The sequence below is a fragment of the Halomonas sp. PBN3 genome, assembly GCF_000475415.1.
GTDB lineage: Bacteria > Pseudomonadota > Gammaproteobacteria > Pseudomonadales > Halomonadaceae > Halomonas > Halomonas shengliensis.
The window spans coordinates 15,610-39,577 of record NZ_AXCA01000135.1 but is presented as its reverse complement, the minus strand read 5'-3'; the positions used below and the strand labels follow the sequence as shown (position 1 = coordinate 39,577).

At 67.2% G+C, this 23,968-nt stretch carries 22 protein-coding genes, 2 tRNA genes and 1 pseudogene; 7 read left to right on the top strand and 18 right to left on the bottom strand.

Annotated features, from left to right (window positions below; genetic code table 11):
• Window positions 1–64: 64 nt before the first annotated feature.
• From Q673_RS24900 to Q673_RS24840, 13 genes and pseudogenes are all read right to left on the bottom strand, one after another.
• A complete protein-coding gene (locus tag Q673_RS24900; protein ID WP_023005394.1) occupies window positions 65–1,684 on the bottom strand; it encodes a glycerol-3-phosphate dehydrogenase/oxidase in 1,620 nt (539 codons plus the stop codon).
• Between the two features lie 134 nt (window positions 1,685–1,818).
• Window positions 1,819–3,558 carry an ABC transporter substrate-binding protein gene (locus Q673_RS24895; protein WP_031217887.1) on the bottom strand — a complete coding sequence of 580 codons (1,740 nt, stop codon included), beginning with the start codon at window positions 3,556–3,558 and terminating at the stop codon, window positions 1,819–1,821.
• A gap of 65 nt (window positions 3,559–3,623) precedes the next feature.
• Complete coding sequence (locus Q673_RS24890) at window positions 3,624–3,896, bottom strand: DUF2160 domain-containing protein (RefSeq protein WP_023005392.1); 273 nt, start codon at window positions 3,894–3,896, stop codon at window positions 3,624–3,626.
• A 12-nt stretch (window positions 3,897–3,908) separates the two neighbouring features.
• The gene (locus Q673_RS24885; RefSeq protein ID WP_023005391.1) at window positions 3,909–4,802 is read right to left on the bottom strand and encodes a carbohydrate ABC transporter permease; all 894 of its coding nucleotides are present in this window, start codon (window positions 4,800–4,802) and stop codon (window positions 3,909–3,911) included.
• A gap of 1 nt (window position 4,803) precedes the next feature.
• Complete coding sequence (locus Q673_RS24880) at window positions 4,804–5,688, bottom strand: carbohydrate ABC transporter permease (protein ID WP_023005390.1); 885 nt, start codon at window positions 5,686–5,688, stop codon at window positions 4,804–4,806.
• Window positions 5,685–6,783 (bottom strand): annotated as a pseudogene (locus Q673_RS24875) (ABC transporter ATP-binding protein). Before Q673_RS24875 ends, Q673_RS24880 begins: the two are co-directional and overlap by 4 nt.
• 1 nt (window position 6,784) lies before the next feature.
• On the bottom strand, window positions 6,785–7,876 hold the full coding sequence (locus tag Q673_RS24870; protein WP_023005388.1) for an ABC transporter ATP-binding protein: 1,092 nt from the start codon (window positions 7,874–7,876) through the stop codon (window positions 6,785–6,787).
• Between the two features lie 282 nt (window positions 7,877–8,158).
• A complete protein-coding gene (gene upp / locus Q673_RS24865) occupies window positions 8,159–8,788 on the bottom strand; it encodes a uracil phosphoribosyltransferase (RefSeq protein WP_023005387.1) in 630 nt (209 codons plus the stop codon).
• A 119-nt stretch (window positions 8,789–8,907) separates the two neighbouring features.
• Window positions 8,908–9,606, bottom strand: coding sequence for a uracil-DNA glycosylase (ung, locus tag Q673_RS24860; RefSeq protein ID WP_023005386.1), 699 nt, complete (start codon window positions 9,604–9,606; stop codon window positions 8,908–8,910).
• A 16-nt stretch (window positions 9,607–9,622) separates the two neighbouring features.
• A complete protein-coding gene (gene gpt, locus Q673_RS24855; protein ID WP_023005385.1) occupies window positions 9,623–10,102 on the bottom strand; it encodes a xanthine phosphoribosyltransferase in 480 nt (159 codons plus the stop codon).
• A 3-nt stretch (window positions 10,103–10,105) separates the two neighbouring features.
• Window positions 10,106–10,651, bottom strand: a complete 546-nt coding sequence (locus Q673_RS24850) for an adenine phosphoribosyltransferase (RefSeq protein WP_023005384.1) — start codon at window positions 10,649–10,651, stop codon at window positions 10,106–10,108.
• Between the two features lie 22 nt (window positions 10,652–10,673).
• On the bottom strand, window positions 10,674–11,975 hold the full coding sequence (locus tag Q673_RS24845; RefSeq protein ID WP_023005383.1) for an NCS2 family permease: 1,302 nt from the start codon (window positions 11,973–11,975) through the stop codon (window positions 10,674–10,676).
• Between the two features lie 157 nt (window positions 11,976–12,132).
• Window positions 12,133–12,762 carry a riboflavin synthase gene (locus Q673_RS24840; RefSeq protein WP_023005382.1) on the bottom strand — a complete coding sequence of 210 codons (630 nt, stop codon included), beginning with the start codon at window positions 12,760–12,762 and terminating at the stop codon, window positions 12,133–12,135.
• 385 nt (window positions 12,763–13,147) lie between these two features.
• Here Q673_RS24840 and Q673_RS24835 point away from each other — a divergent pair, with 385 nt between their 5' ends.
• From Q673_RS24835 to Q673_RS24820, 4 genes are all read left to right on the top strand, one after another.
• Entirely contained in the window at window positions 13,148–14,209 is a 1,062-nt protein-coding gene (locus tag Q673_RS24835; protein ID WP_023005381.1) for a methionine ABC transporter ATP-binding protein, read from the top strand.
• Window positions 14,190–14,843 carry a methionine ABC transporter permease gene (locus Q673_RS24830; protein WP_023005380.1) on the top strand — a complete coding sequence of 218 codons (654 nt, stop codon included), beginning with the start codon at window positions 14,190–14,192 and terminating at the stop codon, window positions 14,841–14,843. Before Q673_RS24835 ends, Q673_RS24830 begins: the two co-directional genes overlap by 20 nt.
• Window positions 14,844–14,934: 91 nt before the next feature.
• Window positions 14,935–15,723: a MetQ/NlpA family ABC transporter substrate-binding protein gene (locus Q673_RS24825; RefSeq protein ID WP_023005379.1), complete on the top strand. Its 789-nt coding sequence runs from the start codon at window positions 14,935–14,937 to the stop codon at window positions 15,721–15,723.
• 69 nt (window positions 15,724–15,792) lie between these two features.
• Entirely contained in the window at window positions 15,793–16,251 is a 459-nt protein-coding gene (locus Q673_RS24820; protein ID WP_023005378.1) for a GAF domain-containing protein, read from the top strand.
• Between the two features lie 72 nt (window positions 16,252–16,323).
• Here Q673_RS24820 and Q673_RS24815 read toward each other — a convergent pair.
• The 3 genes from Q673_RS24815 to glpK all read right to left on the bottom strand — a co-directional run bounded on the left by Q673_RS24815 (window position 16,324) and on the right by glpK (window position 18,075).
• Window positions 16,324–16,400 (bottom strand) — tRNA-Val (locus Q673_RS24815).
• A 21-nt stretch (window positions 16,401–16,421) separates the two neighbouring features.
• Window positions 16,422–16,498: transfer RNA gene (locus Q673_RS24810), tRNA-Val, on the bottom strand.
• A gap of 89 nt (window positions 16,499–16,587) precedes the next feature.
• Window positions 16,588–18,075, bottom strand: a complete 1,488-nt coding sequence (gene glpK / locus Q673_RS24805) for a glycerol kinase GlpK (RefSeq protein WP_023005377.1) — start codon at window positions 18,073–18,075, stop codon at window positions 16,588–16,590.
• 147 nt (window positions 18,076–18,222) lie between these two features.
• Here glpK and Q673_RS24800 point away from each other — a divergent pair, with 147 nt between their 5' ends.
• Together Q673_RS24800 and glpD are read left to right on the top strand one after the other, a co-directional pair.
• Window positions 18,223–18,987, top strand: coding sequence for a DeoR/GlpR family transcriptional regulator (locus Q673_RS24800; RefSeq protein ID WP_023005376.1), 765 nt, complete (start codon window positions 18,223–18,225; stop codon window positions 18,985–18,987).
• A gap of 138 nt (window positions 18,988–19,125) precedes the next feature.
• Entirely contained in the window at window positions 19,126–20,640 is a 1,515-nt protein-coding gene (glpD, locus tag Q673_RS24795; RefSeq protein WP_023005375.1) for a glycerol-3-phosphate dehydrogenase, read from the top strand.
• Here glpD and Q673_RS24790 read toward each other — a convergent pair.
• A complete protein-coding gene (locus tag Q673_RS24790) occupies window positions 20,618–21,214 on the bottom strand; it encodes a histidine phosphatase family protein (RefSeq protein WP_023005374.1) in 597 nt (198 codons plus the stop codon). The genes glpD and Q673_RS24790 overlap by 23 nt on opposite strands.
• Before the next feature lie 455 nt (window positions 21,215–21,669).
• On the opposite strand from Q673_RS24790, the gene Q673_RS24785 reads away from it, so the two are divergent.
• Window positions 21,670–22,653, top strand: coding sequence for an endonuclease/exonuclease/phosphatase family protein (locus Q673_RS24785; protein WP_327050010.1), 984 nt, complete (start codon window positions 21,670–21,672; stop codon window positions 22,651–22,653).
• On the opposite strand, the gene Q673_RS24780 is transcribed toward Q673_RS24785, so the two are convergent.
• Window positions 22,536–23,915 carry a class II fumarate hydratase gene (locus Q673_RS24780; RefSeq protein ID WP_023005371.1) on the bottom strand — a complete coding sequence of 460 codons (1,380 nt, stop codon included), beginning with the start codon at window positions 23,913–23,915 and terminating at the stop codon, window positions 22,536–22,538. The genes Q673_RS24785 and Q673_RS24780 overlap by 118 nt on opposite strands.
• Window positions 23,916–23,968 lie beyond the last annotated feature (53 nt).

Here is a 23,968-nt window from a genome sequence, read left to right as displayed (position 1 = left end):
GCGCGGCATTCTAGCAGCCCTACCGGCCGACACGAAGATCCGGCGCCCCCCTTCCACCCTCGTCTCATGCCGGCCCGGCCGCGAGCGTCTCGAGGTACTCGTCGAGGCGCTCGCGGGCGGCGTCGCCGAACAGCGCCTCGCAGGCCTCCGCCAGTCCCGCGGAGCGGGCGATGGAGGCCTCGGAGACCACCAGCGAGATCTTGGAGCGCCGCCGCAGCAGGTCCTCCAGGCGAGTGACCATCTCGCGCTCCCGGGCCTGGGTAAGCTCCACTCTCAGGTACTCGGTACCCTCGATGAGCACCTCGGCCTGGTGGGGGTCCCGGCGGATCGCCGCCAGCAGGTCGAAGGCCTGATCACCATAGCGCCGCCACAGCCGGTGACTTATCGGCTCCGAGGCATGGGCCGCGGTGCGGGCGTCGAGGCCCATCTCGCCCGCCTCCCGCAGGAAGGCGTCGCGCACCGTCGCGTCGGGCTCGCCATACCATCGACGGCCCGCGTCGGGCAACTCGATGCCGAGTCCCCTGACCGCCTCCACCACCTCCTCGCCGACGTTGAGACAGTCGGTCAGCTTGCCGCCGAAGATGCTGAGGTGGGACCGCTCACGGTCTAGGTCGATGGCGTGCTTGCGCGACAGGTTAAGGAAGTCCCGCTCGCCCTCCCCGGCCGGCTTGACCGCCAGCGGCCGCACCCCACAGCGGGTGGCGATGATGTCCTGCTTACCCAGGGGGCGCGGCAGGGCGAGGCGCTTGTTGATGTTGTCCAGCACGAAGGCCACGTCCTCCTCGGTGACCGTCACCGAGGGGCTCTCGACCCGGGTGTCGGTGGTTCCGATGCAGGTGCGCGGCCCCATGGGAATGACGAAGAACAGGCGGCCATCGTCGGCAAAGAAGGCCAGCACGCGCCGCTGCTCGGTGAGCCGAGGCACGATCAGGTGGATCCCCTTGGAGAAGACATGGTGATGCTCGGTACGCTGCTCGGCCCGTTGGTTGAGGTCATCGACCCAGGGCCCGGCGGCGTTGATCAGCACCCGCGAGCGGATCTCGAAGGTCTCGTCGGTCACGACATCGCGGGCCCGGGTCACCCAGATGCCCGCCTCGCGACGAGAGGAGAGATACTCCACGTAATTGACCGCCGCGGCGCCGAAGTCCAGGGCGCCGCGCACGAAGTTGAAGACGAAGCGCGCGTCGTTGTCGTGGAGGTAGGCATCGGAGTACTCGAAGCCGCCCACGGCGCTTGAGGTGTCGATGATCGGCTCGCGGGCCTTCAGGGTCGCCGGGCGCATGTAGTACGGACGCCGGGTGAAGGCGTTCCCCATCAGCCAGTAGAGCCAGCTGCCGGCCCAAGGCACCAGAGGGTGGTGGCGAAATCCCCGGTGGATCGTGGTCAGGAAGCGGATCTCCTGTACCGATGAGGGATAGCTCTGGATCAGGTGGTTGCGACTGCGACAGAGCTTGCGCACCAGGCCGAAGTCGCCGCTCTCCATATACTTGATGCCCCCCCACACCAGGTTGGAGGAGTGCATGCTGGTGCTGCCGGCGAAGTCGCCCTTGTCGATCAGCGCGACGCTGGCGCCCTGGCCGCTCAGGGCGGCGGCCGCCGCGGCCCCGTTGATGCCGCCCCCCACCACCAGCACGTCGTGGCAGCGTGCCGGCAGGCGGCTGAGCTGGGTCTCTCTGAGTTGCATCGTATGCCCCCTGGAAGCAAGAGGGCCCCGCACGGCGCCTACCGTGCGGGGCCCGTCCGTCACTGAAGAATGACTCGGCGAAGAGTGCCTGTGAGGGTCGCGAGGGGTGGGCGGCGGACCGCCCACCCTGCGACTCAGCGGGTGCCGGCGGCCATCCACGCCTCCATCATCTCGTCATAGGGCACGGTCTCGCCCTGGGGGCGCTCGTCGGCGAGCTTGGCCTTGGGCGCGCCCGGCTCGTCGAGCCACTCCTGGGGATCCCGCTCCTCGTTGAGGTTGGGGGCATAGACGGCGAAGACCCCGGCACGGGCCAGGCGTGCCATGATGCTGTCGAGATCCCCGGCAAGGTTATCCAGCGCTTCCTGCGGTGAGATATCGCCGCTGACCGCCGGCGCCAAGTTCTGCCACCACAGCGGGGCCATCCGTGGATAGTCCGGAACGTTGGTGGAGGACGGCGTCCAGTTGGACTCGTTGGGGCTGCGGTAGAACTCCACCAGTCCACCGAGCTTGGGGGCCATCTCGGTCATCTGCTCGGAGAAGATATCGGACTCGCGGATCGGCGTCAGGCCCGCCATCAGCTTCTCCAGCGACACCGTCTTGGATACGGTGAACTGGGCGAACAGCCAGGCGGCGGTGCGACGATCCTCAGGCGTGGAGTCGAAGAAGGTCCAGGCCCCTACGTCCTGGTAGCCGACCTTCATGCCCTCCTCCCAGTAGGGCCCGGTGGGCGACGGCGCCATGCGCCACTTGGGATTGCCCTCGTCATCGGTGACCGGCAGGGAGGGGTCGGTCATGTCGGCAGTGAAGGCGGTGTACCAGAAGATCTGCTGAGCGACGTTGCCCTGGGCAGGCACCGGTCCCGCCTCCCCGAAGGTCATGCCCCGGGCCTCGGGGGGTGCATACTTGTCCAGCCACTCCACCATCTTGGTGACGGCGAACACCGAGGCCGGGGCGTTGGTGGCGCCGCCGCGGCTGACGCTGGCGCCCACCGGCTCGCTTGCCTCGTTGACGCGGATCCCCCAGTCGTCCACCGGGTTGCCGAAGGGCACGCCGGGGCTACCCATGCCGGCCATGGAGAGCCAGGAGTCGTGGAAGCGCCAGCCCAGCGAGGGGTCGCGACGCCCATAGTCCATGTGCCCGTAGACCGTCTCGCCGTCGATCTCGCCGACGTGCTCTGAGAAGAACTCGGCGATGTCCTCGTAGGCCGTCCAGTTGGTGGGGACCCCGAGATCGTAGCCGTAGATGTCGCGGAACTGCTGCTGGAAGTCCTCGCGCTGGAACCAGTCATAGCGGAACCAGTACAGGTTGGCGAACTGCTGGGTGGGGAGCTGGTAGACGCTGCCATCGGGACCCGTGACGTACTGCAGCCCGATGAAGTCATCGAGGTCCAGAGTCGGCAGGGTGTAGTCGGCCCACTCGTTCGCCATCGCCTCGGTGAGGTTGATGGTGGTGCCGTAGCGGATGTGGGTACCGATGGCGTCGGAGTCGTTGACGTAGCCGTCGTAGATGTTGCGCCCCGACTGCATCTGGGTCTGCATGTTGTTGACGACATCCCCCTCGCCGATGATGTTGTGGGTGATGTCGATCCCGGTCAGCTCGCTGAAGGCCTCGGCCAGCACATCGCGCTCGTAGATGTGGGTGGTCAGGCCCTCGGCGACGGTGTTGATCTCCATGTCGCGGAACGGCTCGGCCGCCTCGGCGAACCACAGCAGCTCCTCGATCTGCTCCTCACGGGTAAGGGTCGAGTTCTGGAAGTGTTCGTCCACCAGCCGCTCGGCGATGGCACGGGCATCATGGTTGTCGGCGTGCAGGGCGCCACTGGCCAGCGTGACGCCGGCCGCCAGCAGAGAGAGTCGCATTGTTGTCGCTTTCATGTTGACCTCTTGGGTTGTGAGGGTTCGTCCATGAACCTTGTGTCATTCGGCTCCGTGCGTTTCTGTCAGCCCCAGCGCATCAGGATCACCAGCCACAGGATCGAGACGGCCAGCGCCAGCCAGAGGTTGAACGGGGTGAAGCCCACCACCACCAGGTGGATGTAGGCCGCGCAGACCAGCCCGATGAACAGACGGTCACCGCGGGTGGTGGCGATCGGCAGGAAGCCCTTGCGCTCCACCGTGGGAGAGGCAATCTCCCAGGCGGTCATGCCAAGCAGGAGGGCGGCGATGGTTGCGAAGAAGATCGCCGCGGGCGTGGTCCATACCATCCATTCCATGACACGCTCCTCTCAGGTCCGGCCCAGGGCGAAGCCCTTGGCGATATGATTGCGCACGAAGTAGACGACGACGATGCCGGGCAGGATGGTCAGCACTCCGGCCGCGGAGAGCGCGCCCCAGTCGATGCCCGAGGCGCCCTTGGTCTGGGTCATCACCGAGCCGATGGGCTGGGCATTGGTGGCGGTGAGGGTACTGGCCAGCAGCAGCTCCACCCAGGAGAACATGAACAGGAAGAACAGTGTCACGCCGATGCCGGAGCTGATCATGGGGATGAAGATCTTCACGAAGAAGCGGGGGAAGCTGTAGCCATCGATGAAGGCGGTCTCGTCGATCTCCTTAGGCACGCTGCTCATGAAGCCCTCGAGGATCCACACCGCCAGGGGGATGTTGAACAGGCAGTGGGCCAGCGCCACGGCGACATGGGTGTCGAATAGCCCCACGGTGTAGTAGAGCTGGAAATAGGGCAGCAGGAACACCGCGGGCGGGGCCATCAGGTTGGTCAACAGCCAGAAGAAAAGGTGCTTGTCACCGATGAAGCGGTAGCGGCTGAAGGCGTAGGCCGCCGGCAGGGCCACGCTGATGCTGATCAGCATGTTCATCACCACGTAGGCGATCGAGTTCACGTAACCCATGTACCAGCTCGACTCGGTGACGATCTTGGCGTAGTGCTCCAGGGTGACGTCCTGGGGCCATAGCGTCAGGCCGCCGAGGATCTCGCTGTTGGACTGGAGCGACATGTTGAGCAGCCAGTAGATCGGCAGCAGGACGAAAACGATGTAGGCGGTCATCAGGCCACGGCGGCGCCACTGGCGTGAAGCGGACCGGGCCTGACGGCGGCGGAGATTGTCGTTCCGGGCGGCGCGCTCGCGCACGGCCTCGGGGGTGGTCGGCAGGCTGCGGTTCATGTCAGGTCCCCTTTTGCTGCTTGTCTTTCTGCAGGTTCATGATGGCGGTGTAGAAGACCCAGCAGACCAGCAGGATGATCAGGAAGTAGATGATCGAGAACGCCGCGGAGGGTCCCAGATCCTGCTGGCCGATCGCCATGGTGGTGAGGGACTGGCTGAGGAAGGTGGTGGAGCTGCCGGGCCCCCCGCCGGTCAGCACGAAGGGTTCGGCGTAGATCATGAAGGAATGCATGAAGCGCAGCAGCACGCCGATGACCAGCACGTTGGTCAGCTTGGGCAACTGGATATAGCGAAAGACCGCCCACTGGGAGGCGCGATCGATGCGCGCCGCCTGATAGTAGGCATCCGGGATGGAGCGTAGGCCGCTGTAGCAGAGCAGTGCGATGAGCGGCGTCCAGTGCCAGACATCCATCAGGATGATGGTGCCCCAGGCATCCGTGGCGCTACGAGTGATGTTGTAGCCGTAGCCCAGCTCGCGCAGCCCCCAGCCCATCAGGCCGATATCACCACGAGTGAATATCTGCCAGATGCTGCCCACCACGTTCCACGGGATCAGCAGGGGCATGGTGACGAGTATCAATACCGCCGAGGCCTGCCAGCCCCGCTTGGGCATCAGCAGTGCGATGCCGATGCCCAGCGGCACCTCGATCGCCAGCACGGTGAAGGAGAAGGCGAACTGCCGCAACAGCGCCATCTGCAGGGCGGGGTCATTGAGGGTCGCCTCGAACCATTCCACCCCGGTGAAGAAGCGGGTGTGGGTGTCGAAGACATCCTGGACGGAGTAGTTCACGACCGTCATCAGCGGAATGATGGCCGAGAAGGCGACCAGCAGCAGCATGGGCAGGATCAGCCACCAGGCGCGGTTGTTGTAGACCTTGTGGTTCATGGAGACACCTCCACCCGATATTCGTCGACATAGAGCCCCAGCCGGTCGGAGGGGAAGCGCAGCCAGGCCTTCTTGTGCGGGAGTGGCTCGTCCTCCTCCACGCGGGCCTTGAGCCTCTGCTCACCCAGGCGCAGGGAGAGGATGGCGTAGGTACCCAGGTCCTGGATGTCGAGCACCTCGGCCAGCATGGCATCGGGGACCTCCTCGGCATGCACCGCCACGAACTCCGGCCGGATCCCCAACTTGAGGTTGGTCGAATGCCTCCCGGAGAGTGAACGCACGAACGCCTCGCCCACTTCCAGCGGCGTCTCGCCGCACATCACCCGGTCGCCATCGAGGGCGACAGGCAGGAAGTTCATGCCGGGACTGCCGATGAAGTAGCCGACGAAGGTGTGGTTGGGAGCCTCGAAGAGCTCGCGGGGGGTGCCGAACTGCACCACCTGGCCTTCGTACATCACCGCGATCCTGTCGGCGAAGGTGGAGGCCTCGAGCTGGTCGTGCGTCACATAGACCATGGTGATGTTGAAGCGCCGATGGATCTCCTTGAGCTTGCGACGCAGCTTCCACTTCAGCTGGGGGTCGATGACGGTCAGCGGCTCGTCGAAGAGGATCGCCGAGACATCGTCGCGCACCAGGCCGCGCCCCATGGAGACCTTCTGCTTCTCGTCGGCGGTGAGGTTCTTGGCCTTGCGCCTGAGCTGGGGGGTCAGTTCAAGGACGTCTGCCACCTCGAGCACCCGCTCCTTGATCCTGGCAGGTGGCGTGCCGATGTTGCGCAGCGGGAAGGCAAGGTTGTCGAAGACGGTCATGGTGTCGTAGACCACCGGGAACTGGAACACCTGAGCGATGTTGCGCGCCTCCGGCGGCAGTGAGTTGACCCGCTCGCCATCGAACAGCACCTCCCCCCCCCGAAGGCTCCAGCAGCCCCGAGATGATGTTGAGCAGGGTTGACTTGCCGCAGCCCGAGGGACCGAGCAGCGCATAGGCGCCCCCCTGGTGCCAGACATGGTCCATCTCGCGGATGGCGTAGTCTTCGGGACCCTTGGGATCCGGAAGGTAGGAGTGCGCCAGGCCCTTGAGGGTGATCTCTGCCATCTCAGCCCCTCCCCGCATGGTGGGTGGGAATGTGCACCACGCCGCCCTGGCGGTCGAAGGCGTAGACCTTGTGGGCGGGGATGAAGAGCCTGACCGCCTGGCCGACCTCGAACTCGTGTACCCCCTCCAGGTGCACGGTGAGATGAAAGCGCTCGTCGGCGACGTGCAGGAAGGTCTCGGAGCCGCTGATCTCGGCCATGTCGACGCCCATCACGATTTCGATATCGTCCTCGGCGCGACGCGTGAGCGAGATGTGCGCCGGGCGCACGCCGAAGCGGTACTCGCCGGGCAGCAGGCGGCTCAGGTCGGCATTGAGTGGGAAGTGCACCTCGCGATCGAAGGTCACCTCGTTGCCGGAGACGATGCCATGCAGCACGTTGATCGGCGGCTCCGAGAAGAGCTCCGCGGTCTGCAGGGTGAGCGGGCGATGGTAGACGTCCTCGCTGCGGCCGTATTGCAGCAGGCGCCCCTCGTGGAGGACGGCAGTATGGCCACCGAGCGCCAACGCCTCGGCCGGCTCGGTGGTGGCATAGACGGCAATGCAGTTGCGCTCGCGGAACAGGGCCCGCAACTCCTCGCGCAGCCCTTCGCGCAGCTTGTAGTCGAGGTTCACCAGCGGCTCGTCGAACAGCACGATGTCGGCGTCCTTGACCAGCGCTCGGCCCATGGCGGTGCGCTGCTGCTGGCCACCGGAGAGCTCAAGGGGCTTGCGGTCGAGTAGATGTTCGATATGCAACATCTCGGCGGTCTGCCGCACGCGCCGATCGATCTCGGCTGCCGCCACCCGGGCCAGCCTCAGCGGCGAGGCGATATTCTCGTAGACGCTCAGAGAGGGGTAGTTGATGAACTGCTGGTAGACCATGGAGACGTTGCGCCGTCGTACCGAGACCCCGGAGACGTCCTCGCCGTTCATCTTCACGCGGCCACGGGTCGGTGTATCCAGGCCGGCCATGAGGCGCATCAGGGTCGTCTTACCGGCCAGGGTCCGGCCGAGCAGGACATTGAAGGAGCCGGGCTCCAATTCGAGGCTGACGTCGGCGATATGCGTCTCACCTCCGACGCTGAGATCGATATGTTCAAGACTCAGGGACATGGCGTGTCTCGGTTGTTCGTTGTTGTGGCATGGCGACGAAAGCGACGTCCAGCCAGCATAGAACAGGCGCGATTTCTTGACACTAATGTTGATAAACGAAAATTTGGTTTTCGCCGCCGGGGAGCCACCATTCCAAGGCAAGCAATTGAAACACTGGCGAAAAAAGAGTGACTACAACTTTTGTCGCAGAGGGTCGCCGCGGGATCCCGCGAGCAGGGTCAGGAACGACGACGGGGCGTGTTCACAGATGAACACGCCCCGTCGCACAGGCAGGGTGAGAGGTCAGCGGGTACCGAAGATCTTGTCGCCGGCGTCCCCGAGGCCGGGCACGATATAGCCATTCTCGTCGAGGTGGTCGTCCACCGAGGCGGTGTAGATCTCGATGTCGGGATAGGCCTCCTGCACCCGCTTGATGCCCTCGGGGGCGGCCACCAGCACGATCACCTTCATCTGCTTGCAGCCACGTTCGCGCAACATGTCCAGGGTCGCCACCATGGTGCCGCCGGTGGCCAGCATGGGGTCGATCACGATGGCCATGCGCTCGTCGAGGTCACCCGCGAACTTGGCGAAGTAGGGCACCGGCTCGAGGGTCTCCTCGTCGCGGTAGAGGCCCACCACGCTGATGCGGGCGCTGGGGATCAGGTCGGTGACGCCGTCGAGCATGCCGAGCCCGGCGCGCAGGATGGGCACGATGGTGACCTTCTTGCCCTTGAGCAGCTGCACCGGGATCTTCTCGCCGCTCCAGCCATCGATCTCCTGGGTCGCCAGCTCCAGGTCCTGGGTCGCCTCGTAGGTGAGCAGCTTGGCCAGCTCGCCGGCCAGTTCGCGGAAACTCTTGGTGCTGATGCCGGCTTCGCGCATCAGGCCCAGCTTGTGCTGGACCAGGGGGTGCTGGATGGCGTGGACGCTCATGGGAGGACCTCTTTCACTGGTGCGACGGCAGTCACTGGCGGCGGAAAGGTGCATCGACCTTGGTCGGATGGACCAGGGTGACAAATTGCGCGCCATTCTACCCGCATCCCGCGTGGAGGTTAAGGCGAACCCGCGTCCGGTCGCTCGGGCAGCTGCCAGTCGATGGGCGCACGGCCGTGTTCGACCAGGAAGGCGTTGGCCCGGGAGAAATGGTGGTTGCCGAAGAAGCCGCGATGGGCGGAGAGCGGCGAGGGGTGCGGCGACTCCAGCACCAGGTGGCGCGAGGCATCGATCAGCGCCCTCTTATTCCGCGCATGGCTGCCCCACAGCAGGAACACCGTGGGCGGTGCGTGGGCATTGACCCCCTCGATGGCGCGGTCGGTGAAGGTCTCCCAGCCACGGCCGCGATGGGAGCCGGCGTTGCCCTGCTCCACGGTCAGCGAGGCGTTGAGCAGCAGCACCCCCTGGCGCGCCCAGTGCTCGAGGTTGCCGTGGGCCACCGGGCGGAAGCCCACGTCGTCGGCGAGCTCCTTGTAGATGTTGGCGAGCGACGGCGGGATGCGCACCCCGGGCTTCACCGAGAAGCAGAGCCCGTGGGCCTGGCCCGGCCCGTGGTAGGGGTCCTGGCCCAGGATCACCACCTTGACCCTGTCCAGGGGGGTGAGCTCGAAGGCGCGGAACCACTCCGAGGAGTGCGGGTAGATCACCTTCCTGGCCGCCTTCTCGGCGGCCAGGAAGTCGCGCAGCGCCTGCATGTAGGGTGCTTCGAACTCCTCGTCGAGCCACTGCCGCCAGCTGTCGGGTAGCGGTGCCGCCATGCCTGCCCTCCTCGCCTCAGCGCCGGACCTGGTCGGCCAGCGGCTCGACGTAGGCCACGCCCATGTCCCAGGGAAACTGGATCCAACAGTCCTGGGCCACCTCGGTAAGGTACTGGTCCACCAGCGGCTTGCCCTCGGGCTTGGCATAGACGGTGACGAAGTGCGCCTTGGGCAGCATCTCGCGCACCTTGCGGGCGGTCTTGCCGGTGTCCACCAGGTCATCGACCAGCAGCCAGCCCTCGCCGTCGTGGTCGACGCCCTTCATGACGTCGAGCCCGCCCTGCTCCATGTGGTCGTAGCTCTTGATGCAGACGGTGTCGATCAGCCGCACGTTGAGCTCGCGGGCGATCAGGGCGGCGGGAATCAGGCCGCCACGGGTGATGGCCACGATGCCCTTGAAGTCGCGCTCCACCAGGCGATGGCAGAGCTCGCGCACGTCGCGGTGCAGCTGGTCCCAGGAGACGGTGAAGTGCTGGTGGTAGCGGTTGCTGCTCATGGCTCACTCGTCCTCGGTGAAGGAACAGACCGCGAAGACGCCGTAGCCGGCCTCGCGGATGCGCGCCGAGCCGCCGAGGTCCGGCAGGTCGACGATGGTGGCGGTCTCCACCACCTGGCCACCGCTGCGGCTGATCAGCTTGGCGGCGGCCAGCATGGTGCCGCCGGTGGCGATCAGGTCATCGACGATCAGGATGCGATCGCCCGCCTGGAAGGCGTCCGAGTGCAGCTCCACCTCGGCCTCGCCGTACTCCAGGGTGTAGGTCTCGCTGATGGTGCGGAACGGCAGCTTGCCCTTCTTGCGCACCGGCACGAAGCTGCAGCCCAGCTCGTAGGCCAGGGGCGCGCCGACGATGAAGCCGCGGGCATCGATGGCCGCCACGGCGTCGATGTCCATCTCCTGGTAACGGTGCACGAAGCTGTCCACCAGCTTGCGGAAGGCCGCGCTGTTCTGCAGCAGCGGGGTGATGTCACGGAAGTTGACCCCCGGTTGCGGCCAGTCGGGCACGGTGCGGATGACGGACTTGATGTAGTCGCCGTAGATGCTCATGGCGGGTCTCGGTAGTGGGTGATCAGTCGAGGAACAGGAACTTGGCGGCGAACAGCAGGGCCAGCACGATCACCGCGGGGTTGAGGTCACGGAAGCGCCCGGAGAGCGCCTTGATGGCCACGAAGCTGATGAAGCCCAGGGCGATCCCCTCGGCGATGGAGAAGGTCAGCGGCATGGCCAGGGCGGCGATCAGCACCGGTGCGGCATCGGTGGGATCCTCCCAGTTGGCGTGGGCCAGGCTGCCGGCCATCAGCACCGCCACGTAGAGCAGCGCGCCGGCGGTGGCGTAGGCCGGGATGGAGCCCGCCAACGGGGCGAAGAAAAGGCTGATCAGGAACAGCACCGCCACCACCACGGCGGTGAGGCCGGTGCGCCCGCCCGAGGCGATGCCTGCGGTGGACTCCACGTAGCTGGTGGTGGTGGAGGTGCCCAGCACCGCACCGGCCATGGAGGCGGTGCTGTCGGCCATCATCGCGCGCCCGATACGCGGCAGCTTGCCGTCCTTGTCGAGCAGCCCGCCCTTGTGGGCGACGCCGATCAGGGTGCCGGAGGTGTCGAAGAGGTCGACGAACAGGAAGGCGAAGATCACGCTGAGCATGGCGATGTCCAGCGCCCCGGCCAGGTCCAGCGCCATCAGCGTCGGCGCGATGGAGGGCGGCATGGACATCAGGCCGCCATACTCGTTGTGGCCCAGCACCATGGCCAGCACGGTGATGCCCAGGATGCCGATCATCACCGCGCCGGTCACCCGCATATAGGAGAGCGCGGTGATCACGAAGAAGCCCAGCAGGGCATAGAGCGCCGAGGGCTCGGAGAGGTCCCCCACCGAGACGAAGGTGGCGGGGTTGGCCACCACGATGCCGGCGTTCTTCATGGCGATCATCGCCAGGAAGAGCCCGATGCCGGCGGCTATCCCTAAGCGCAGGGAGAGCGGGATCGAGTTGATGATCCACTCGCGCACCCGGAAGATGCTGAGCAGGAAGAAGATCAGGCCAGAGAAGAAGACCGCGCCCAGCGCCGCCTCCCAGGTGTAGCCCATGCCCAGCACCACGCCATAGGTGAAGAAGGCGTTGAGCCCCATGCCCGGCGCCTGGGCGATGGGATAGTTGGCCCACAGCCCCATCACCAGGCAGCCCAGCGCCGCGGCCAGGCAGGTGGCGACGAACACCGCGCCGTAGTCCATGCCCGCCTCGGAGAGGATGCTGGGGTTGACGAAGATGATGTAGGCCATGGTCAGGAAGGTGGTGATCCCGGCGATGACCTCGGTCTTGATGCTGGTGTCGTGCTCGGACAGCTTGAACTGCTTGTCAATCAGGCTCTTCATGGGGCGGGTTCCTGGGCGCGTTGACGGGACGTTCCGGCGGCAAGAAAAGCCGCACATGGTAACCAAAGCCACGCGGCGATGCGAGGCGATGACGTCAGCAACGGTAGGAGGTTGCCACGCCGGGCGCCAGCGGCGGCACCAACGCCTTCCCGACGCTTCAGAGGCCGCGCGCCTCCAGCAGGCGTTCCACCGTCTCGACGATGGCCTGGGTCTGTGGATCGATCTCGACGTTGACCCGGTCGCCGGGCAGGCGCTCGCCGAGGGTGGTGCGATGCAGGGTCTCGGGGATCAGGTTGACGCAGAAGCGCGGGCCGTGGCCGGCCGTGGCGGGGCGCACCTCGCCGATGGTCAGGCTCGCGCCGTCGACGCCGATGTAACCCTTGTCGAACAGGAAGCGTCCCAGGGCATGGGGCAGCTCGAACCACAGGCGGCGGTTGTGGGGGGCCTCGTCAACCTCCACCAGCTCGGCCACTGCCATGACGTGCCCGGACATGGCATGCCCGCCGATCTCGTCGCCGAAGCGCGCGGCGCGCTCGATGTTGACGCGATCGCCCACCGCCAGGTCACCCAGGTTGGTCACCCTCAGGGTCTCGCGCATCAGGTCGAAGCTGACACGCTCGCCCTCGATGGCGGTCACCGTGAGGCAGACCCCGTTGTGCGCCACCGAGGCACCGATCTCGAGCCCCTGGCGCAGCGCCGCCGGCAGGGCGACGACATGGGTGCGGAAGGCCTCGGCCTCCTGGATGGCCACCACCTCGGCGGTGCCCTGGATAATACCGGTGAACATGGCGGCTCCTGGCAGCTGACGCCCACGGCGGGGCGAGGAAAGGAGAAGGAGTGTAGGCAATTCGGGAGGCTCGCGTCCATCGCCGGCGCCGGCCGCAGGATCCACCAGTATCGCCAGGTTTTTCAAAGGATATTTCGGCATTGGCGGCCGTGGGCCAGAGCACTCGTCGACGCGATTGACAGGCTGGCGGGCTGGCCCTATGCTTGCCCGCTACATTGAACGGCGCCGATTTGAACCCGGCTTGCGGGCGCCCGCGTCATGCCCTGTGCATAGCGTGAAGTGCAGCTAAAAGGGTGTGTCCAGCGTTGATGGCCACCCGCCAGGGTGGCCTTTTTTTGCCCCCGATCCTGCACCGCCCGCCTCGGCGCCCACTGCGGTGGTCCCCATGATCGAACTCCACGACGTATCCAAGACCTATGTCCTCAAGGGGCGCGGCGGCGGCATCGCCCGGACCGTCCCGGCCCTGAAGAAGATCGACTTCCACGTGCCCGCCGGCCGCATCCACGGCGTGATCGGCCTCTCCGGCGCCGGCAAGTCGACCCTGATCCGCTGCGTCAACCTGCTGGAGCGCCCCACCACCGGCACCGTCACCGTGGACGGCCAGGAGCTCACCGGCCTGTCGCGCCCGGCGCTGAACCAGGCGCGTCATCGCATCGGCATGATCTTCCAGCACTTCAACCTGCTCACCAACCGCACGGTATTCGCCAACGTCGCCCTGCCGCTGGAGCTGATGGGCGTGAAGCGCGCCGAGATCCGGGAGCGGGTCACCCCGCTGCTGGAGCTGGTGGGCCTCGCCGACAAGGCGAGCCAGTACCCGGCCCAGCTCTCTGGTGGGCAGAAGCAGCGGGTGGCGATCGCCCGGGCGCTGGCCAGCCGCCCCAAGGTGCTGCTGTGCGACGAGGCCACCTCGGCGCTGGACCCCCAGACCACCGCCTCCATCCTGGCGCTGTTGCGCGAGATCAACCAGCAGCTCGGCCTGACCATCCTGCTGATCACCCACGAGATGGAGGTGGTCAAGTCGATCTGCCACCGGGTCAGCCTGATCTCGGACGGCGAGCTCGTCGAGGAGGCGGAGGTGGGCGACTTCTTCACCGCCCCCCGGACCCAGCTGGGGCGCGAGTTCCTCAACGACTTCCTCAAGCTCGAGCCGCCCCGGGCGCTGATCGAGCGGCTCGAGGAGACCCCCGGCACGCACAGCCACCCGGTGGTGCGCCTGGCCTTCTCCGGCGACACCGTCTCCACCCCACTGGTCTCGCGCCTGGCCCGGGAGTGCGGCGTGGACGTCAGCATCCTGCAGGCCAAGGTGGAGTCGATCCAGGAGCGCACCCTGGGGCTGATGATCGCCGAACTGATGGGGCCCGCCGAGAAGACCCGCGAGGCCCTCGCCTACCTCGAATCCCATGACCTGCACGTGGAGGTGCTCGGCCATGTCCAGCGCGATGCTTGACCTGATCCTCAAGGCGACCCTCGACACCCTCTACATGGTCGCCGTCTCCGGCACCCTCTCGGCCCTGGCGGGCATTCCGCTGGGCGTGCTGCTCTATGTCACCCGCCCCGGGCAGGTGCTGGCCCAGCCGGTGCTCAACGGCGTGCTGGGGGTGGTCACCAACATCGGGCGCTCGATCCCCTTCATCATCCTGATGGTGGCGATCATCCCCTTCACCCGACTGCTGGTAGGCACCTCCATCGGCACCAACGCCGCCGCCGTGCCGCTGACCATCGCCGCCATCCCCTTCATCGCCCGACTGGTGGAGGGGGCGCTCAACGAGATCAACCCGGGCCTCGTGGAGGCCGCCCAGTCCATGGGCGCCACCCCCTGGCAGATCATCCACAAGGTGCTGCTGCCCGAGGCGCGCGGGGGCATCTTCACCGCCCTCACCGTGACCATCGTGACCCTGGTGAGCTACTCGGCCATGGCCGGCGCCGTGGGCGGCGGCGGCCTGGGCGACCTGGGCATCCGCTACGGCTACAATCGCTTCAACCCCACCATCATGCTGATCACCGTGGCGATCCTGGTGGTCATGGTGCAGGGCTTCCAGAGCCTGGGGGATTATCTGGTGCGCAAGAGCGACCACAAGTAGCCGCCCTTGACACAGCTGATACCAAAAATCTATTAAAAGTATGCGGCTTATTCTTTTACAATCGAGTCGATACCACACAAGGAGCGATTCCATGCGCAAGACACTGCTCGCCACCCTGCTCGCCTCCACCCTGCCCCTGGGCAGCGCCCTGGCCGACAATCATGCCATCAAGGTCGGCACCGTCGCCGGCCCCGAGACCCAGGTGATGGAGGTCGCCGCCGAGATCGCCGAGCGCGAGTACGGCCTCGAGGTGGAGATCATCGAGTTCACCGACTACGTCACCCCCAACGCCGCCCTGGCCGACGGCAGCCTGGACGCCAACGCCTACCAGCACGAGCCCTACATGCGCTCCATGGTCGAGGACCGCGGCTACGACTTCGCCGTCGCCGGCTACACCTTCGTCTACCCGATCGGCGCCTACTCCGAGAAGTACGACAGCATCGAGGCGCTGCCGGACGGGGCCACCATCGCCCTGCCCAACGACCCCTCCAACGAGGGTCGCGCCCTGATCCTGATGCACAACCTGGGGCTGATCGAGCTGGCCGACCCGGAGAATCTCGAGGCCACCCCGCTGGATATCGTCGAGAACCCGCGCGACTTCGAGTTCCGCGAGATCGAAGCCGCCCAGCTGCCGCGAGTGCTGCCGGACGTCGACCTGGCCTTCATCAACAACACCTTCGCCCAGCCCGCCGGCCTGACCCTGGACGACGCCCTGATCAAGGAGGGCCCCGAGTCGCCCTACGTCAACCTGATCGCGGTGCGCGCCGGTGACGAGGAGCGCGAGGCGATCCAGCAGCTGGTCAAGGCTTACCAGACCGACGCGGTCGAGGCCAAGGCCGAGGAGCTGTTCGGCGCCCAGGCGGTACCCGGCTGGAAATAGGCCTCGCCTCTATCCAGAAGAGTGACAGGGCCGGCCGCAAGGCCGGCCCTTGTGTTTCAAGGAGCCGAGATGACGCCCGACTATTCGCTGCTGAACCGCCAGCTGGCCGCCCTGCTCGACACCCGCGACTGGCTGACCAACAGCGCCCAGACCTGCGCCTTCATCATGCAGGAGATCCCCGACCTGAACTGGGTCGGCTTCTACCTGCAGCGCGCGCCCGAGATGCTCGGCCTGGGCCCCTTCCAGGGCAAGCCCGCCTGCCACCCCATCCCCTTCTCGAAGGGAGTCTGCGGCGCGGCGGCGCGCACCCACCGGACCCAGCGCGTCGACGACGTCCACGCCGTGGCCGACCATATCGCCTGCGACGCCGCCTCCAATGCCGAGCTGGTGGTGCCAGTGGTGGTCGAGGGACGACTGTGGGGCGTGCTGGACCTGGACAGCCCGCTCAGGGGGCGCTTCGGCCCCGAGGACCAGGCCGGCATCGAGGCGCTGGTGGCCACCTTCATGGCACACACCGGCCTGGCCTGACCCTCCACACCGCCAGGAAGGGGCCCAACGCGAAACGCCCCCGAAGCAGGGCTGCGGGGGCGTCTCCGTGTCTGGTAGGACCAGGCGGATTTGAACCGCCGACCTCCACGATGTCAACGTGGCGCTCTAACCAACTGAGCTATGGTCCTGGAACTGTGGCGGCGAGAGGCTGGTAGGACCAGGCGGATTTGAACCGCCGACCTCCACGATGTCAACGTGGCGCTCTAACCAACTGAGCTATGGTCCTGCTGTGCCTATCATCTCGACGCGGCCACCGACGACTCAGCGCCGGCAACGGATGCGTATATTACCGAATCCTCGGCGTTTTGCAAGCCCTCAGGCGCCGCTCTTGACCCGCTCCACCGCCTCCAGCCAGCCACGGTAGAGACGCTCCCGCTCGGACTCCGGCATGCGCGGCGCGAAGCGCTGCTCGCACTGCCACAGCGCGGCGATCTCGTCGAGGTCGCGGTACCAGCCCAGGCGCAGCCCGGCCAGGTAGGCGGCCCCGAGCGCGGTGGTCTCGAGCACCGTGGGCCGGTCGACCCGCTGGCCGAGCATGTCGGCGAGGAACTGCATCACCCAGTTGTTGGCCACCATGCCGCCATCCACGCGCAGGGTGTCCGGGGCGGCATCCATGTCGTCGCTCATGCAGGCCTGCAGATCCCGGGTCTGGTAGCACACCGCCTGCAGCCCCGCGGCGACGATCTCGGCGATGCCGGTGTCGCGGGTCAGGCCGAAGATGGCGCCGCGCGCCTTGGGGTCCCAGTGGGGGGCGCCCAGGCCGGTGAAGGCCGGCACCAGGTAGACGCTGTGGCCGGCACGGGTCTGGCACGCCAGCGACTCGGTCTCGGCGGCGTCGGCGAACAGCTGCAGGCCGTCGCGCAGCCACTGCACCGTGGCCCCGGCGACGAAGATGCTGCCTTCCATGGCATAGGTGGGACGGCCGTCGAGCCGATAGGCCACGGTGGTCAGCAGCCGGTTGCGCGACCGCTCCGCGCGATCGCCGGTGTTGACGATCATGAAGCAGCCGGTGCCGTAGGTGCTCTTGCCCATGCCCGGCGCGAAGCAGGCCTGACCGACCAGCGCGGCCTGCTGGTCCCCGGCCACGCCGGCGATGGGCAGCGCGCCGCCCAGCCACTCCGGCTCCAGGGTGCCGAAGTCGTCGCTTGAGTCCTTAACCTCCGGCAGCAGGGCCTGGGGAATGTCGAACAGGGCGAGCAGCTCCGGATCCCAGCGCTGTTCATGGATGTTGAACAGCGCCGTGCGCGAAGCGTTGGTGGCATCGGTGGCGTGCACCCGCCCCCCGGTCAGCCGCCAGATCAGGAAGCTGTCGACGGTGCCGAAGGCCAGTTCGCCGCGCTCGGCACGCTCCCGCGCCCCCGCCACGTTGTCAAGCAGCCAGGCCAGCTTGGTGGCCGAGAAGTAGGGATCGATAAGCAGCCCGGTCCGGGACTGAACCGCCTCGAGGTGGCCGGCATCGCGCAGCCCCCGACAGGTGTCGGCGGTGCGCCGGTCCTGCCAGACGATGGCATTGTAGAGTGGCTTGCCGGTGGCGCGATCCCAAAGCAGGGTGGTCTCGCGCTGGTTGGTGATGCCGATGCCGGCGATGCGGGCGATGTCGGTTCCGGCGCGCTGGATCACCTCACGACAGGTCTCGATCACGCTCTCCCAGATCGCCTCGGGGTCGTGCTCGACCCAGCCGTCATGGGGAAAGTGCTGGGCGAACTCGCGCTGGGCGGTGGCCACCCGACGCCCGACGCGATCGAAGAGGATGGTTCGGGAACTGGTCGTGCCCTGGTCGATGGCAAGCAGATAGTCGCCCATGGGAGCTCCTGCATTGATGTTCGATTATAATGAATCAGGGTACGGCATCATGTTCGGAAATCTCTTCGACCATGGTCGCAAGGCATCGCCCGGAGCTGCCGATAGCCTGCCCATCCTCTACACTGGCGCCAGTCACAGGGAGCCACCATGAACCAGCAACAGCGACAGGACGCCATCGTCGACCTGGTACGCCGCGAAGGCTACGCCAGCATCGAGCAGCTCACCGCGCATTTCGCGGTTACCCCGCAGACCATCCGCCGCGACCTCAACGCCCTCGCCGAGGAGGGGCTGATTCGCCGCGTGCATGGCGGCGCCGGCCTGGAGTCGAGCACGGTCAACACCGCCTACTCCACCCGCAAGACGCTCAACCTGGAGGCGAAGCGGCGCATTGCCCGCCTGCTCGCCGCCAAGGTGCCCGACGGCTCGTCGCTGTTCATCAACATCGGTACCAGCAACGAGGTGGTCGCCGAGGCCCTGCTGGAGCACCATCGCGAGCTGGAGGTGATCACCAACAACCTCAACGTGGCCGCCATCCTCCAGCACCAGGAGGACTTCAACGTGATCATCGCCGGGGGCCAGGTCCGCTCCCGGGACGGCGGCATCATCGGCGAGGCCACCATCGACTTCATCAACCAGTTCAAGGTCGACTACGGCATCATCGGGATCAGCGGCATCGACGAGGATGGCTCCCTGCTGGAGTTCGACTACCAGGAGGTGCGGGTCGCCCAGGCGATCATCCACAACTCCCGACATGTCTTCCTGGTCGCCGACCACTCTAAGTTCCATCGCAACCCCTCGGTGCGCCAGGGCAATGTCACCCAGATCGACGCCCTGTTCACCGATCGCCGCCCCCCGCAGGCCATCTGCCAGCTGATGCAGAGCCACGACGTGGCGCTGCATATCGCCGACTGACCCGCCCGCCGGCACCGGACACCCCGGACGCGATACCGCGCGCCGGCCACGCCAATCGCCGCTTGATGTTCTATTGTGAATCCATTAGGTTCACAAGCGAACTCACATGCTTTCAATCGCCAGGCGGCGGAGGTAAGGATGGCACTGCAAGACGGGCACCCCCCCCTCGACCTGTTCGTGATCGGCGGCGGCATCAACGGCACCGGCATCGCCAACGATGCCGCCGGCCGCGGCCTGGCCGTGGCGCTCTGCGAGCAGGGCGACCTCGCCGGCGCCACCTCCTCGGCCAGCAGCAAGCTGATCCATGGCGGCCTGCGCTATCTCGAGCACCGCGAGTTCCGGCTGGTACGCGAGGCGCTGCGGGAACGCGAGGTGCTGCTCGCCAAGGCACCCCACATCATCTGGCCGCTGCGCTTCATCCTGCCCCACCGCCCTCACCTGCGCCCGGCCTGGATGCTACGCAGCGGACTCTTCCTTTACGACCATCTGGGCGGCCGGCGTGCCCTCCCGGCCTCCCGGGGGCTGCGCTTCGCCGCCGACTCACCGCTGCGGGAGGAGATCCGCCGAGGCTTCGAGTATTCGGACTGCTGGGTCGACGACGCCCGCCTGGTGGTACTCAACGCGCGCCAGGCGCACGACGCCGGCGCCGAGATCCTGGTCGGCACCCGCTGCGTGGCCGCCCGGGAGGTGGCGGGCCAATGGGAGCTCACCCTGGAGCGCCAGAGTGACGGCGAGCGCTTCACCCGCCGGGCGCGCACCCTGGTCAACGCCGCCGGCCCCTGGGTCGAGGGCGTGGTGCGTGAGCAGGCAAGCCGACCCGCGCGCTACGCTGTGCGCATGATCCAGGGCAGCCATCTGATCGTGCCGCGTCTCTACGAGGACCCGCGCGCCTATATCCTCCAGCATCACGACGGGCGCATCGTCTTCGTGCTGCCCTGGGAGCAGGAGTTCAGCCTGATCGGCACCACCGACCGGCGCTTCGAGGGCGACCCGTCGCGGGTCGCTGCCAGCGACGAGGAGGTCGACTACCTGCTCGAGGTGGTCAACGCCCACTTCCGCGGCCGACTCGAGCGCGGCGACGTGCTGCGCACCTTCTCCGGCGTGCGGCCGCTGTGTGACGACGAGTCCGCCGATCCGGCGGCCATGAGCCGGGACTACACCCTCGACCTCGACACCTCCGGGGCGCCGCTGCTCTCGGTATACGGCGGAAAAATCACCACCTACCGCAAGCTCGCCGAGGCGGCGCTGGCACACCTCGCCCCGCACCTCCCCGCCATGGGCCAGGCCTGGACCGAACACGCCCCCTTGCCGGGCGGCGACATCGAGAGCCAGGCCGCCCTGCGCGCCGAGCTGCTGGAGGCCTACCCGTGGCTGGGCGAGACGAGGGCGGCCCGCTTCGCACGCACCTATGGCAGCCTGTGCCGCGAGTTCCTGGAAGGTGCCTGCCGGGAGGAGGACCTGGGCGAGACGTTCGGCGCCGGCCTCACCGCCGCCGAGGTCGACTACCTGGTGGATAAGGAGTGGGCGCACACCCCCGAGGACATCCTGTGGCGGCGCACCAAGCTCGATATGCGCGTCACCGCAGGCGAACGGCGGCGCCTCGCCGGCTACCTCGCCGAGCGGACCGGCCTCAGCGCCTCCACAGTGGCGTGATGCTGGCCGGCGCCAGGGGCTCCCGCTCACGGTGCCGGGTCAGGTCGCGGCCCTCCAGGGCGGTGAGCAGGATCTGCAGCGGGTCGCCGTGGCTGACCACAAGCAGCGTCTCGCCCGCATGGGTCCGCTCCAGCGCCTCGATCACCGCCACCATCCGCGCGGCCACCTCGACCACCGGCTCCACGCCGGCGTAGCGGTGGGTGGGGTCGCAGGCATCCCGTGCCCAGACCTCGGCATAGCGACCATCCCGCTCCCCCTCCAGGCCGCCGAAGTGGCGTTCCCGCAGGCGCGTGTCGGCCTCGAGCCCCAGGCCGAAGTGGCGCGCGATACGCTCGGCGGTCTCGGTGGTGCGCAGGAAGTCCGAATGCACCACGCGCTGCGGCCTCGCCCAGCCCCAGCCCGCCAGCACCGCGGCCAGCTGGTCGCGCCCCCGCGCCGAGAGGCCGCAGCCTCCCACGCCGCGCGACGGCGTGCTGACGATCCGGCCCGCCAGGTTGGCCTCGCTGTGCCCGTGACGCATCAGCAGGTAGTCGTTGTTCAGGGACCCGGAGGCGAGGGAGAAGCCGTTTGACATGATCTTGTCACCAACCCTAAATCGATGAGGCGATTCGGAAATAATCACCGACGCCCGCAGTGTGTCGATAACCGAACATACCCAAGGACAACAACAAACGCGAGGTACGCCATGCCCTTCCTCTCGCTTCTCGTGCCCTTTCGTACCTAAAGTTCTCTTTTCCCTGCGTCACCAGGCCCTACTCACGGCCAGCACGGTGCAGCCTTATAGTCGCAGTAGTTCGTGACGATCTTCGGCCCCGGAGCACTGGCCAGGACAGGACACACTATGTGCGGCATGGTGGACTTCAGCGGAACCTGATCGGCGAGGCGATCACCGGCCTGCTGCGCCGCAGGGTGCTGTAGCGATTCCCGCGCCGGGCGCCAGGGCCCGATTCATATCCCGGCATTCACGGCCGGTGACGTCCGGCGTAGGCTGGTAGCGGGACGTCACCGAGACCACAAGGAGGTCACGTCGTGTTCTCCATCCTGCTGGCCGGGGTCGCCGGCGTGCTGCTGGCCGCCACCCTGGTGGCCCGCTCCCCGCTCACCTGGTGGTGGATCCGTGCCTGCGAGTTTCCACGGCTGCAGCTCGCCGCCCTGGCGGCGCTGACCGCCCTGCTCTCCCTGCCGGCCAGCCCGCCCTGGGCCTGGGTGGCCCTGGGGGCGAGCCTTGTCACCCTGGTCCTGCAGGTGGCCCGCATCCTGCCCTGGACGCCGTTCTGGCCGGTTCAGGTCAAACGTGCCGAGCCAGGACAGGAGGCCCGCTGCCTGACGCTGCTGGTCGCCAACGTGCTTACCCCCAACCGCAACGCCGAGGCGCTGACCCGGCTGATCCACGCGCACCGGCCCGACCTGGTGCTGACCCTGGAGTCCGACGCCTGGTGGCAGACGCAGCTCGACGCGGTGCTGAACGAGGAGTGGCCCCATGCGGTGCGCGTGCCACTGGAGAACCTCTACGGCATGCACCTCTATGCCAGGCGGCCGCTGATCGACCCCGAGGTCCGGTGGCTGATCCAGGATGACATCCCCTCGATCCATGCCGGCGTCACCCTGCCCAGCGGCGACGTCGTGCGCCTACATGCCCTGCACCTTCCATGCCGACCACCCGCTGCTGCGCTGGCCCCTGGACCACGTCTTCGTCAGCGAGCACTTCACCCTGAAGGCCATGCGGCGACTGCCGCACATCGGCTCCGACCACTTCCCGCTGCTCACGACCCTCTGCTACCGCCCCTCGCGGGCGGACGAGCACGAGCCCCCCGAGGCCGACACCGAGGAGCATCGCGATGCCCGGGAGACCATCGCCGAGGGCAGGCGGCGCGACCAGCAGGAGTGAGCCGGTCTCATTCGGGCAGGCCGCCTCGCGTCAGGGCGGCGGGGTCCAGGAGCCGCTCGAGCTCCGCGCGGGAGAGCTCGGTCTGCTCCTCGGCCACCTCGATGATCGGCCGCCCCGCCTGGTAGGCCTCCTTGGCGATGGCCGCCGCGGCGTCGTAGCCGATTACCGCGTTCAGCGCCGTGACCAGGATGGGATTGCGCGCCAGCGGTTCCTCCAGGCGGTCGTGACGCACCTTGAAGGTGGCGATGGCCCGGTCGGCCAGCAACCGGCTGGTGTTGGTCATCAGGGTGATCGACGTCAGCAGGTTGCTGGCCACCAGCGGCAGCATGACGTTGAGCTGGAAGTTGCCGCTCTGGCCGGCCACCGTCACCGCCGTGTCGAGCCCGATCACCTGGGCGGCGGCCTGGGCGGCGGACTCAGGAATCACCGGATTGACCTTGCCGGGCATGATCGAGCTGCCGGGCTGCAGGGCCTCGAGCTCGATCTCGCCGAGCCCCGCCAGGGGCCCGGAGTTCATCCAGCGCAGGTCGTTGGCGATCTTCATCACCACACAGGCCAGGCCCCTGAGCTGACCGGAGAGCTCCACCGCCGCGTCCTGGGAGGCGAGGCTCGCGAAGAAGCTGTCGTTGGGCGAGAGCGCGAGCCCCGTCTGGTCGCTCAGGTCACGGGCCATGCGCTCGGCGAACTCGGGATGGGCATTGATGCCGGTGCCCACCGCGGTGCCGCCCTGGGCCAGGCGGCAGAGCCGCACCAGGGCGCTGTCCAGGCGCTCGATGGCCTGCCCCACCTGGCTCGACCAGCCCCCCAGCTCCTGGCTCATGCGCAGCGGCATGGCATCCATCAGGTGGGTACGCCCGGTCTTGACCACCCCGTCGAGCTCGGCGGCACGCGTGTCGATGGTCTGGCGCAGATGCTCGAGGGCCGGTCGCAGCTGGTTGGTCACCTCCAGCGCCGCGGCGACGTGGATGGCGGTGGGAATCACGTCGTTGCTCGACTGCCCCATGTTGACATGGTCGTTGGGCTCCACCGTCAGGCCATCGCGGCTGGCGAGGTGGGACAGCACCTCGTTGACGTTCATGTTGCTGGAGGTGCCGGAGCCGGTCTGAAAGACGTCCACCGGGAACTGGTTATCATGCTCGCCGCGTACCACCGCCTCGGCGGCGGCGACGATGGCGTCGGCGCGCTCGTCATCGAGCAGGCCGAGCGCGGCATTGACCCGGGCCGCGGCCAGCTTGATACGCGCGATGGCGTGGATGAAGGCCGCCGGCATCGCCTGGCCGGAGACCGGGAAGTTGTTCACGGCGCGCTGGGTCTGGGCGCCGTAGAGGGCCTCGGCCGGCACCTCGAGCTCGCCCATGCTGTCGCGTTCGATGCGTGATGCGCTCATCGGTTCCTCTCCTAAATCGTGGCATTCCCCTTCACCATGGCGCCCACACGGCC

What these genes read in the sequence shown, in the direction of transcription:
- Q673_RS24820 (WP_023005378.1), top strand. Translation starts at nt 15,793, where the DNA reads ATGACGCCCGACTATTCGCTGCTGAACCGCCAGCTGGCCGCCCTGCTC.
- Q673_RS24840 (WP_023005382.1), bottom strand. Translation starts at nt 12,762, where the DNA reads ATGTTCACCGGTATTATCCAGGGCACCGCCGAGGTGGTGGCCATCCAG.
- Q673_RS24825 (WP_023005379.1), top strand. Translation starts at nt 14,935, where the DNA reads ATGCGCAAGACACTGCTCGCCACCCTGCTCGCCTCCACCCTGCCCCTG.
- Q673_RS24885 (WP_023005391.1), bottom strand. Translation starts at nt 4,802, where the DNA reads ATGAACCGCAGCCTGCCGACCACCCCCGAGGCCGTGCGCGAGCGCGCC.
- glpK (WP_023005377.1), bottom strand. Translation starts at nt 18,075, where the DNA reads ATGGGCGACTATCTGCTTGCCATCGACCAGGGCACGACCAGTTCCCGA.
- Q673_RS24830 (WP_023005380.1), top strand. Translation starts at nt 14,190, where the DNA reads ATGTCCAGCGCGATGCTTGACCTGATCCTCAAGGCGACCCTCGACACC.
- Q673_RS24880 (WP_023005390.1), bottom strand. Translation starts at nt 5,688, where the DNA reads ATGAACCACAAGGTCTACAACAACCGCGCCTGGTGGCTGATCCTGCCC.
- gpt (WP_023005385.1), bottom strand. Translation starts at nt 10,102, where the DNA reads ATGAGCAGCAACCGCTACCACCAGCACTTCACCGTCTCCTGGGACCAG.
- Q673_RS24900 (WP_023005394.1), bottom strand. Translation starts at nt 1,684, where the DNA reads ATGCAACTCAGAGAGACCCAGCTCAGCCGCCTGCCGGCACGCTGCCAC.
- ung (WP_023005386.1), bottom strand. Translation starts at nt 9,606, where the DNA reads ATGGCGGCACCGCTACCCGACAGCTGGCGGCAGTGGCTCGACGAGGAG.
- Q673_RS24800 (WP_023005376.1), top strand. Translation starts at nt 18,223, where the DNA reads ATGAACCAGCAACAGCGACAGGACGCCATCGTCGACCTGGTACGCCGC.
- glpD (WP_023005375.1), top strand. Translation starts at nt 19,126, where the DNA reads ATGGCACTGCAAGACGGGCACCCCCCCCTCGACCTGTTCGTGATCGGC.
- Q673_RS24790 (WP_023005374.1), bottom strand. Translation starts at nt 21,214, where the DNA reads ATGTCAAACGGCTTCTCCCTCGCCTCCGGGTCCCTGAACAACGACTAC.
- Q673_RS24850 (WP_023005384.1), bottom strand. Translation starts at nt 10,651, where the DNA reads ATGAGCATCTACGGCGACTACATCAAGTCCGTCATCCGCACCGTGCCC.
- Q673_RS24870 (WP_023005388.1), bottom strand. Translation starts at nt 7,876, where the DNA reads ATGTCCCTGAGTCTTGAACATATCGATCTCAGCGTCGGAGGTGAGACG.
- Q673_RS24895 (WP_031217887.1), bottom strand. Translation starts at nt 3,558, where the DNA reads ATGAAAGCGACAACAATGCGACTCTCTCTGCTGGCGGCCGGCGTCACG.
- Q673_RS24845 (WP_023005383.1), bottom strand. Translation starts at nt 11,975, where the DNA reads ATGAAGAGCCTGATTGACAAGCAGTTCAAGCTGTCCGAGCACGACACC.
- Q673_RS24890 (WP_023005392.1), bottom strand. Translation starts at nt 3,896, where the DNA reads ATGGAATGGATGGTATGGACCACGCCCGCGGCGATCTTCTTCGCAACC.
- Q673_RS24780 (WP_023005371.1), bottom strand. Translation starts at nt 23,915, where the DNA reads ATGAGCGCATCACGCATCGAACGCGACAGCATGGGCGAGCTCGAGGTG.
- Q673_RS24835 (WP_023005381.1), top strand. Translation starts at nt 13,148, where the DNA reads ATGATCGAACTCCACGACGTATCCAAGACCTATGTCCTCAAGGGGCGC.
- upp (WP_023005387.1), bottom strand. Translation starts at nt 8,788, where the DNA reads ATGAGCGTCCACGCCATCCAGCACCCCCTGGTCCAGCACAAGCTGGGC.